This is a genomic window from Arthrobacter nitrophenolicus, from assembly GCF_045833485.1.
Taxonomy (GTDB): domain Bacteria; phylum Actinomycetota; class Actinomycetes; order Actinomycetales; family Micrococcaceae; genus Arthrobacter; species Arthrobacter nitrophenolicus.
The window spans coordinates 405,921-415,027 of sequence record NZ_CP174504.1 but is presented as its reverse complement, the minus strand read 5'-3'; the positions used below and the strand labels follow the sequence as shown (position 1 = coordinate 415,027).

The 9,107-nt window shown below is 62.1% G+C and carries 18 protein-coding genes; all 18 read left to right on the top strand.

Going from position 1 to position 9,107, the window contains the following annotated elements; all coding sequences use genetic code 11:
* The first annotated feature begins 3 nt into the window (after window positions 1–3).
* Window positions 4–624, top strand: coding sequence for a 50S ribosomal protein L4 (gene rplD, locus ACJJV6_RS01950; protein WP_133345792.1), 621 nt, complete (start codon window positions 4–6; stop codon window positions 622–624).
* Entirely contained in the window at window positions 621–926 is a 306-nt protein-coding gene (rplW, locus tag ACJJV6_RS01945; protein WP_009358306.1) for a 50S ribosomal protein L23, read from the top strand. Before rplD ends, rplW begins: the two co-directional genes overlap by 4 nt.
* A gap of 29 nt (window positions 927–955) precedes the next feature.
* Entirely contained in the window at window positions 956–1,795 is an 840-nt protein-coding gene (gene rplB, locus ACJJV6_RS01940) for a 50S ribosomal protein L2 (protein ID WP_009358305.1), read from the top strand.
* 12 nt (window positions 1,796–1,807) lie between these two features.
* Window positions 1,808–2,089 carry a 30S ribosomal protein S19 gene (rpsS, locus tag ACJJV6_RS01935; RefSeq protein WP_003803803.1) on the top strand — a complete coding sequence of 94 codons (282 nt, stop codon included), beginning with the start codon at window positions 1,808–1,810 and terminating at the stop codon, window positions 2,087–2,089.
* Between the two features lie 38 nt (window positions 2,090–2,127).
* A complete protein-coding gene (gene rplV / locus ACJJV6_RS01930; RefSeq protein WP_009358304.1) occupies window positions 2,128–2,493 on the top strand; it encodes a 50S ribosomal protein L22 in 366 nt (121 codons plus the stop codon).
* Window positions 2,494–3,327, top strand: a complete 834-nt coding sequence (gene rpsC, locus ACJJV6_RS01925; protein WP_009358303.1) for a 30S ribosomal protein S3 — start codon at window positions 2,494–2,496, stop codon at window positions 3,325–3,327.
* On the top strand, window positions 3,328–3,744 hold the full coding sequence (gene rplP / locus ACJJV6_RS01920; protein WP_009358302.1) for a 50S ribosomal protein L16: 417 nt from the start codon (window positions 3,328–3,330) through the stop codon (window positions 3,742–3,744). It abuts the gene before it with no gap.
* A 2-nt stretch (window positions 3,745–3,746) separates the two neighbouring features.
* Window positions 3,747–4,076, top strand: a complete 330-nt coding sequence (rpmC, locus tag ACJJV6_RS01915; RefSeq protein WP_009358301.1) for a 50S ribosomal protein L29 — start codon at window positions 3,747–3,749, stop codon at window positions 4,074–4,076.
* A complete protein-coding gene (rpsQ, locus tag ACJJV6_RS01910) occupies window positions 4,073–4,378 on the top strand; it encodes a 30S ribosomal protein S17 (RefSeq protein ID WP_009358300.1) in 306 nt (101 codons plus the stop codon). Before rpmC ends, rpsQ begins: the two co-directional genes overlap by 4 nt.
* Window positions 4,379–4,949: 571 nt before the next feature.
* Window positions 4,950–5,318 carry a 50S ribosomal protein L14 gene (gene rplN, locus ACJJV6_RS01905; protein ID WP_009358299.1) on the top strand — a complete coding sequence of 123 codons (369 nt, stop codon included), beginning with the start codon at window positions 4,950–4,952 and terminating at the stop codon, window positions 5,316–5,318.
* Window positions 5,319–5,321: 3 nt separating this feature from the next.
* The gene (gene rplX, locus ACJJV6_RS01900) at window positions 5,322–5,684 is read left to right on the top strand and encodes a 50S ribosomal protein L24 (protein ID WP_009358298.1); all 363 of its coding nucleotides are present in this window, start codon (window positions 5,322–5,324) and stop codon (window positions 5,682–5,684) included.
* Window positions 5,684–6,265, top strand: coding sequence for a 50S ribosomal protein L5 (gene rplE, locus ACJJV6_RS01895; protein ID WP_009358297.1), 582 nt, complete (start codon window positions 5,684–5,686; stop codon window positions 6,263–6,265). Before rplX ends, rplE begins: the two co-directional genes overlap by 1 nt.
* 80 nt (window positions 6,266–6,345) lie before the next feature.
* Window positions 6,346–6,744 (top strand): 30S ribosomal protein S8, encoded by a 399-nt coding sequence (gene rpsH / locus ACJJV6_RS01890; protein ID WP_043454616.1) that lies wholly within the window; start codon window positions 6,346–6,348, stop codon window positions 6,742–6,744.
* Between the two features lie 18 nt (window positions 6,745–6,762).
* Entirely contained in the window at window positions 6,763–7,299 is a 537-nt protein-coding gene (gene rplF / locus ACJJV6_RS01885; protein WP_009358294.1) for a 50S ribosomal protein L6, read from the top strand.
* A gap of 2 nt (window positions 7,300–7,301) precedes the next feature.
* Entirely contained in the window at window positions 7,302–7,685 is a 384-nt protein-coding gene (gene rplR, locus ACJJV6_RS01880; RefSeq protein ID WP_133345794.1) for a 50S ribosomal protein L18, read from the top strand.
* Complete coding sequence (gene rpsE / locus ACJJV6_RS01875) at window positions 7,682–8,398, top strand: 30S ribosomal protein S5 (protein ID WP_133345796.1); 717 nt, start codon at window positions 7,682–7,684, stop codon at window positions 8,396–8,398. Before rplR ends, rpsE begins: the two co-directional genes overlap by 4 nt.
* A gap of 2 nt (window positions 8,399–8,400) precedes the next feature.
* Complete coding sequence (gene rpmD / locus ACJJV6_RS01870; protein WP_009358731.1) at window positions 8,401–8,607, top strand: 50S ribosomal protein L30; 207 nt, start codon at window positions 8,401–8,403, stop codon at window positions 8,605–8,607.
* A complete protein-coding gene (gene rplO, locus ACJJV6_RS01865; RefSeq protein ID WP_009358730.1) occupies window positions 8,608–9,084 on the top strand; it encodes a 50S ribosomal protein L15 in 477 nt (158 codons plus the stop codon).
* Window positions 9,085–9,107: the final 23 nt, after the last annotated feature.

Below are 9,107 nucleotides of genomic sequence, written 5' to 3'. Positions count from 1 at the left end.
TCAATGGCTAACACTGTCCAGGTTGACCTGCCTGCAGAGATCTTCGACGTTCAGACCAACGTGCCGCTGCTGCACCAGGTTGTCGTTGCCCAGCTCGCTGCTGCTCGCCAGGGTACCCACAAGACCAAGACCCGCGCTGAAGTTTCCGGTGCAGGACGCAAGCCGTTCAAGCAGAAGGGTACCGGCCGCGCCCGCCAGGGTTCGATCCGTGCTCCGCACATGACCGGCGGTGGCATTGTTCACGGTCCCACCCCGCGTGACTACAGCCAGCGCACCCCCAAGAAGATGATTGCTGCTGCCCTGCGCGGCGCACTGTCTGACCGGGCCCGCAACGGACGCATCCACGTTGTCTCCGAGCTGGTTGCAGGCGACAAGCCTTCGGCCAAGACCGCACTGGCAACGCTCCGCGGTGTTTCCGACCGCAAGAACCTGCTGGTTGTCATCGAGCGCGCCAACGACGTTGCTGCACTGTCCGTGCGCAACCTTGCCGGTGTTCACGTTCTGTACGCAGACCAGCTGAACACCTACGACGTTCTCGTGTCTGATGACGTTGTCTTCACCAAGGCTGCCTACGACGCATTCGTTGCCGCCAAGGCAGCTAAGAACGAGGAGGATGCCAAGTGAGCGCAGCCACCATCAAGGATCCCCGCGACGTCGTGCTTGCACCCGTCGTGTCGGAAAAGAGCTACGGCCTGATCGACGAGGGCAAGTACACCTTCCTGGTGGACCCCCGGTCGAACAAGACCGAGATCAAGCTGGCCGTGGAGAAGATCTTCTCCGTCAAGGTCGAATCGATCAACACCATCAACCGTGCCGGTAAGCGCAAGCGCACCAAATTCGGATGGGGTACCCGCAAGAACACCAAGCGTGCGATTGTCACCCTCAAAGAAGGCACCATCGACATCTTCGGCGGTCCGCTCTCGTAGCGGAGACCACTTTAACGAGGAAATAAATTATGGGAATCCGTAAATACAAGCCGACTACCCCGGGCCGTCGTGGCTCGAGCGTAGCGGACTTCATCGAAATCACGCGGTCGACGCCGGAAAAGTCGTTGGTACGTCCGCTGCCCAAGAAGGGCGGCCGTAACAACACCGGTAAGATCACCACCCGTCACAAGGGTGGCGGACACAAGCGCCAGTACCGTCTGATCGACTTCCGTCGCCACGACAAGGACGGCGTTGACGCTCGCGTAGCCGAAATTGAGTACGATCCGAACCGTACGGCCCGCATCGCGCTCCTGCACTACGTTGATGGCACCAAGCGTTACATCATCGCCCCGAACAAGCTGTCCCAGGGTGACTTCGTGGAAGCAGGTGCCAACGCTGACATCAAGCCTGGCAACAACCTGCCCCTGCGCAACATCCCCGTGGGTACCGTTATCCACGCAGTTGAACTGCGTCCGGGTGGCGGCGCCAAGATGGGCCGCTCCGCCGGTGCATCCATCCAGCTCGTTGCCAAGGAAGGCCGCTTCGCCCAGCTGCGCCTGCCTTCCGGCGAAATCCGCAACGTTGACGTGCGCTGCCGCGCAACCGTCGGCGAGGTCGGCAACGCCGAGCAGTCGAACATCAACTGGGGCAAGGCCGGCCGTATGCGGTGGAAGGGCGTCCGCCCGACCGTCCGTGGTGTCGCCATGAACCCGGTTGACCACCCGCACGGTGGTGGTGAAGGTAAGACCTCCGGTGGTCGTAACCCCGTCAACCCGAACGGTCAGCGGGAAGGCCGCACCCGGCGCCCCAACAAAGAGAGCGACAAGCTTATTGTGCGTCGCCGTCGTACTGGCAAGAACAAGCGATAGGAGCCTGGACACATGCCACGCAGCCTGAAAAAAGGTCCTTTCGTTGACCAGCACCTCTTTGTGAAGGTAGCCAGGGAAAACGAAAAGGGCACCAAGAACGTCATCAAGACCTGGTCCCGCCGTTCGATGATCATCCCCGACATGCTCGGACACACGATCGCCGTACACGACGGACGCAAGCACATCCCGGTGTTTGTCACTGAGTCGATGGTCGGGCACAAGCTCGGCGAATTCGCTCCCACGCGGACATTCCGCGGCCATGTCAAGGACGACCGTAAGGGCAAGCGCCGCTAGGCGCCTGCGCTTACGTCATAGACGAGAGAAGGAAAGCAATGGAAGCCAAGGCAATTGCGCGCCACATCCGCGTAACGCCTATGAAGGCCCGGCGCGTCGTCAACCTTGTTCGTGGATTGCAAGCGAATGAGGCTCTGGCAATTCTGAAGTTTGCCCCGCAGGCAGCTTCGGAGCCGGTATTCAAGGTAGTACAGTCGGCAATCTCCAACGCCCGGGTCCTCGCGGACCGCGACGGCGTGGCGTTTGACGAAGGTGACCTCATCATCAGCGAAGCGTTTGTTGATGAAGGCCCGACCATGAAGCGGTTCCAGCCGCGCGCCCAGGGTCGTGCATTTCAGATCAAGAAGCGCACCAGCCACATCACCGTGGTAGTCGCTACCCCGGAGAAAGAGGAGGCTCGCTAAGTGGGACAGAAAGTAAACCCGCACGGGTTCCGACTCGGCATCACCACCGATCACGTATCGCACTGGTTCGCTGACAGCACCAAGGCCGGCCAGCGGTACAAGGACTTCGTTCGCGAAGACATCCGCATCCGCCAGCTCATGTCCACGGGCATGGAGCGCGCCGGCATCGCGAAGGTCGAGATCGAGCGCACCCGTGACCGCGTCCGCGTGGACATCCACACGGCCCGTCCCGGCATCGTCATCGGCCGCCGTGGAGCAGAAGCAGACCGCATCCGCGGCGAGCTCGAAAAGCTCACCGGCAAGCAGGTCCAGCTGAACATCCTCGAGGTCAAGAACCCCGAGATGGAAGCCCAGCTTGTTGCCCAGGGCGTTGCTGAGCAGCTGACTTCCCGTGTGGCATTCCGCCGCGCCATGAAGAAGGCCATGCAGTCCGCGCAGCGTGCCGGTGCCAAGGGCATCCGTATCGCCTGCTCGGGTCGACTGGGTGGCGCTGAAATGTCCCGCTCGGAGTTCTACCGCGAAGGCCGTGTGCCCCTGCACACCCTCCGCGCGAACATCGACTACGGCTTCTACGAAGCCAAGACCACCTTCGGCCGCATCGGTGTGAAGGTCTGGATCTACAAGGGTGACGTCACCGCCAAGGAACTGGCCGCCCAGGCCGCCTCCGCCCCGTCCCGCGGCCGCTCCGGCGACCGTCCGGGCCGCCCGGGTGGCGCTGACCGTGGCGATCGCCGCCGTCGCAACGACCGTCCGGCCGCTGACGCAGCTCCTGCTGCCGAAGCGCCGGCAGGTGAGGCTGCACCCGCTGCAGCAGTAGAAGGAGGACAGGCTTAAATGCTTATCCCACGTCGAGTCAAGCACCGTAAGCAGCACCACCCGGGTCGTTCCGGCGCTGCTACGGGCGGCACCAAGGTCTCGTTCGGTGAGTACGGCATCCAGGCCCTGAGCCCGGCATACGTCACCAACCGTCAGATCGAGTCCGCTCGTATCGCGATGACCCGCCACATCAAGCGTGGCGGTAAGGTCTGGATCAACATCTACCCGGACCGTCCCCTGACCAAGAAGCCTGCCGAAACCCGCATGGGTTCCGGTAAGGGTTCGCCGGAATGGTGGGTCGCCAACGTCAAGCCGGGCCGGGTTCTCTTCGAACTCGCCGGTGTCAATGAAGAGGTAGCTCGCGAGGCCCTGCGCCTGGCAATCCACAAGCTGCCGTTGAAGGCACGCATCGTGCGTCGCGAGGGTGGTGAATAGAAATGGCAGTAGGATCCAAGGATCTGGCTCCCGCAAAGCTGGACGGTTTCGACAACGAGCGTCTCGTTGAAGAACTCCGCAAGGCCAAGGAAGAGCTGTTCAACCTGCGTTTCCAGTCCGCCACCGGTCAGCTGGAGAACCACGGTCGCCTGCGCGCGGTAAAGAAGGACATCGCCCGCATCTACACCGTTCTCCGTGAGCGCGAGCTGGGCATCCGTGCCGAGGTTGCCGCACCGGTTGTGGAAGCCAAGGAAGAGAAGAAGTCCAAGAAGGCTGCAACCAAGAAGGCCGAAAAGGCTGAAACGGTTGAGACCGAGGAGGATGCCAAGTGAGTGAAAAGGACCAGAACGTGACGGAAACTGCTACCGCAGCCACGGCTGAGCAGCGCGGTTACCGCAAGACGCGTCGCGGCTACGTGGTCTCGGACAAGATGGAAAAGACCATCGTTGTCCAGGTTGAGGACCGCGTGAAGCACGCACTGTACGGCAAGGTCATCCGCCGTACCTCCAAGGTCAAGGCCCACGACGAGAACAACACCGCCGGCATCGGCGACCTGGTTGTCATCGCCGAGACCCGTCCGCTGTCCGCCACCAAGAACTGGCGGCTCGTGGAAATCCTCGAGAAGGCCAAGTAGCACCTGCTGCTTCGCTGTTGCAGCCCCTGCTCCCATCGGGAGCGGGGGCTGCCTCGTTTAACGCAACCCTGCGTCACGCGGTGCACGCTTCCGGTGGGCTTACGACGGCGGTGCCGCGGCTTTCCGGGGGAGCGGCACCTTCGGCGGGCCGAAAGGCTGCCGGGCGTGACGCCGTCGTGCACCCCCCTACGCCCGCGCACCAACGGCGCCTGAAACCCGTTGGAAGAAGGCGCGCTGTAAGTGGGGGAGCGTTGGTGGCGCCGTGTTGCTTGCGGGGGAGCGGCCTGTGGTGATATGGGGAACCGGCCGATCTGTGCTAAGATTTTGAGTTTGTATGGCGCCTTTCGTGCGCCGTTCACCAAACTCGTAAACAAGCGTGCCACAGCATAGTGCTCCTGTGCGCCCGGGATCCGTCCCGGACAGATGGGAGCAACTGCTTCTGGCACGGGCGTTTAGGCCTGGTCTGGCAAAATCCAGGCAGGTCAAGAGACACCCCGATCAACCGTTCCGCAAGGCTCATTCCGTAGGAAGATTTTCGGTCTGAGAACCGGCGCGACGCAAGGAGTAAATAGTGATTCAGCAGGAGTCGCGACTCAAGGTCGCCGACAACACGGGTGCTAAGGAAATCCTTACCATTCGCGTTCTCGGTGGATCCGGCCGTCGCTACGCAGGCATCGGTGACGTCATTGTCGCCACCGTCAAGGACGCAATCCCGGGCGGCAACGTAAAGAAGGGCGATGTTGTCAAGGCAGTCATCGTCCGTACCAAGAAGGAACGCCGCCGTGCGGATGGTTCCTACATCAAGTTTGACGAGAACGCAGCTGTGATCCTGAAGGGCGACGGTGACCCCCGCGGTACCCGTATCTTCGGACCGGTTGGTCGTGAACTCCGTGACAAGAAGTTCATGAAGATCGTTTCTCTGGCTCCGGAGGTGCTCTAGTCCATGGCTGCAAAGATCAAGAAGGGTGACCTGGTCCAGGTCATCACTGGCGCCAAGGCTGAGCGCGGCGGCGACCGCGGCAAGCAGGGCAAGGTCCTGCGCGTGTTCACCGACACCAACCGCGTGTTGGTTGAAGGCATCAACCGCGTCACCAAGCACACCAAGGTCGGTCAGTCGCAGCGCGGCACCAAGACCGGTGGCATCGAGGTTGTTGAAGCCCCGATCCACATCTCCAACGTGGCACTGGTTGACCCGTCGACCAAGAAGCCGACCCGCGTGGGCTTCCGCCTCGACACCGTAGAGAAGGACGGCGTCAAGAAGACCGTCCGCATCCGCGTGTCCAAGAGCACCGGGAAGGACATCTAATGACTGAGACTCTCGAGACTCCGGCAACGAAGATCGTTCCTCGTCTGAAGACCAAGTACGCAGAATCCATCAAGGCCCAGCTCCAGGATGAATTCAAGTACGCGAACGTGAACCAGGTTCCCCGCCTCGTCAAGGTTGTTGTGAACATGGGTGTTGGAGATGCCGCCAAGGACTCCAAGCTGATCGACGGCGCTGTCCGCGACCTCACCCAGATCACCGGCCAGAAGCCGCAGGTTACCAAGGCCCGCAAGTCGATCGCACAGTTCAAGCTGCGCGAAGGCATGCCCATCGGCGCACACGCTACCCTGCGTGGCGACCGCATGTGGGAATTCGTGGACCGTCTGGTCACCCTGGCCCTGCCCCGTATCCGCGACTTCCGCGGCCTCAGCGGCAAGCAGTTCGATGGCAACGGCAACTACACCTTCGGTCTGACCGAGCAGGTTATGTTCCACGAAATCGACCAGGACAAGATCGACCGCGTCCGCGGTATGGACATCACGGTTGTGACCACTGCCAAGACCGACGACGAAGGCCGCGCGCTGCTCAAGGCGCTTGGTTTCCCGTTCAAGACCGAAGCTTAATTACTACGTAAAAGGTCCGGCCGCCGGCTTCATCGGAAGCAGACGGCGGAAACCGTTACGAGGAAGGGCAAGAGCCCACCATGACAATGACAGATCCTGTCGCAGACATGCTTACGCGCCTGCGTAACGCAAACTCGGCATACCACGACACCGTGTCTATGCCTTACAGCAAGCTCAAGGCTCGCGTTGCCGACATCCTCAAGGCCGAAGGCTTCATCGCCGGCTGGAAGGAAGAGGACGCAGAGGTCGGCAAGAAGCTGACCCTCGAGCTCAAGTTCGGTCCGAACCGCGAGCGTTCCATCGCCGGTGTTCGCCGCATCTCCAAGCCGGGTCTCCGCGTTTACGCGAAGTCCACCAACCTGCCGCACGTGCTGGGTGGCCTGGGTATCGCAATCCTGTCCACCTCTTCCGGCCTCCTGACTGACAAGCAGGCCGGCAAGAAGGGCGTGGGCGGCGAAGTCCTCGCGTACGTCTGGTAACGGGAAAGGAAGAGAATAATGTCACGTATTGGACGTCTCCCCATCACCGTTCCTGCCGGCGTTGAGGTCAAGGTTGACGGCTCTGTCGTCAGCGTCAAGGGTTCCAAGGGCGAACTGAGCCACACTGTGGCCAGCCCCATCGAGGTTGCCCTGGAAGACAACACCCTGACCGTCACCCGCCCGAACGACGAGCGCGCCTCCCGTTCGCTCCACGGCCTGACCCGCACCCTGATCGCCAACATGATCCAGGGCGTCACCGCAGGCTACGAGAAGAAGCTTGAAATCGTCGGTACCGGTTACCGTGTTCAGGCCAAGGGATCTGACCTGGAGTTCGCTCTGGGCTTCAGCCACCCGGTCAACGTGTCGGCTCCTGCCGGCATCACCTTTGCAGTAGAGGGACCGACCAAGCTCTCTGTCTCAGGCATCAACAAGCAGCAGGTCGGCGAAGTTGCTGCCAACATCCGCAAGCTGCGGAAGCCTGACCCGTATAAGGGCAAGGGCATCCGTTACGCCGGCGAAGTTATCCGCCGCAAGGTCGGAAAGGCTGGTAAGTAACCATGGCCATCGCCATTAACAAGAAGCGCACGAACAAGAGCAAGGCTGCTGCCCGCAGCCGCCGCCAGCTTCGTATCCGCAAGCGCATTGCAGGAACGGCCGTTCGCCCCCGCCTGGTGGTTAACCGGTCCGCCCGCCACGTATTTGTCCAGGTTGTCGATGACAGCATTGGCCAGACCGTAGCAAGCGCGTCCACTCTGGAAGCCGACCTCCGTGCATTCGACGGTGACAAGACCGCCAAGGCCAAGCGCGTTGGCGAGCTCGTTGCCGAGCGTGCCAAGGCTGCCGGTGTCGAGGCAGTTGTCTTCGACCGCGGTGGTAACAAGTACCACGGCCGGATTGCCGCCGTCGCTGACGGTGCACGCGAAGGTGGGCTGTCACTGTGACCGAAGCAAACAAGGAAAAGGACACTGTGTCTGCAGATCAGAAGGCTCCCGAAGCCGCAGCTGCTGAGACCACTGCCCCCGCTGCCGACGACCGCCGTGGTGGCGCCCGTCGTGGCGAGCGTGGCGACCGCGGCCAGGGCCGCGGCGACCGCGGTGGCCGTGGCGGCCGCGACGGTGGCCGTGAAGCCGAAAAGAACCAGTTCGTAGAGCGCGTTGTCACCATCAACCGCGTTTCCAAGGTGGTCAAGGGTGGTCGTCGCTTCAGCTTCACCGCACTGGTCGTCGTTGGTGACGGTAACGGCATGGTCGGCGTGGGCTACGGCAAGGCCAAGGAAGTTCCCGCTGCTATCGCCAAGGGCGTTGAAGAGGCCAAGAAGTCCTTCTTCCGCGTTCCCCGCGTTGGCAACACCATCCCGCACCGCGTTCAGGGTGAAGCCGCTGCCGGCGTCGTAATGCTGCGTCCGGCTTCCGCCGGTACCGGTGTTATCGCCGGTGGTCCGGTCCGTGCAGTACTGGAGTGCGTGGGCATCCACGACATCCTCTCCAAGTCGCTCGGTTCCTCCAACGCCATCAACATCGTCCACGCGACCGTTGATGCCCTGAAGCGCCTCGAAGAGCCGGCATCCGTGGCAGCACGCCGCGGCCTGCCGCTGGACGAGATCGCTCCGCAGGCACTGGTGAAGGCCCTCCTGGCTCCGAAGGCAGGTGTTTAGTCATGGCTAAGAACCTGGTCCCCTCCGACGCACAGTTGGAAATCACTCAGATCAAGTCCGCCATTGGCGGCAAGCAGAACCAGCGCGACACCCTGCGGTCCCTCGGCCTGAAGCGGATCGGACACACCGTTGTCCGCACCGCCGATGCCGTGACCGTCGGGATGCTCAACACGGTTCCGCACCTGGTAAAGGTAGAGGAGGCGAAGTAAATGGCAGAGAACGAAAAGGCTCAGGCTGAAAAGCAGAACGCCCTGAAGGTTCACCACCTGCGTCCCGCCCCGGGTGCAAAGACCGCCAAGACCCGTGTTGGTCGTGGTGAGGCATCCAAGGGTAAGACCGCCGGTCGCGGTACCAAGGGTACGGCAGCCCGCTACCAGGTGAAGGCTGGCTTTGCCGGCGGCCAGCTGCCGCTGCACATGCGCCTGCCCAAGCTGCGCGGCTTCAAGAACCCGTTCCGGGTTGAGTTCCAGGTTGTGAACCTGGACAAGCTCAACGAGCTGTTCCCCGAAGGTGGCACCGTCACCGTGGAGAACCTGGTCGAAAAGGGTGCCGTTCGCAAGAACCAGCCCGTCAAGGTGCTGGGCACCGGCGACATCACCGTCAAGGTTGACGTCACCGCCCACGCATTCTCGGCCAGCGCCGCTGAAAAGATCGCAGCAGCAGGCGGAAGCACCACCGCTCTCTAGAGCCGGTGGGCGACAGCCCGTTG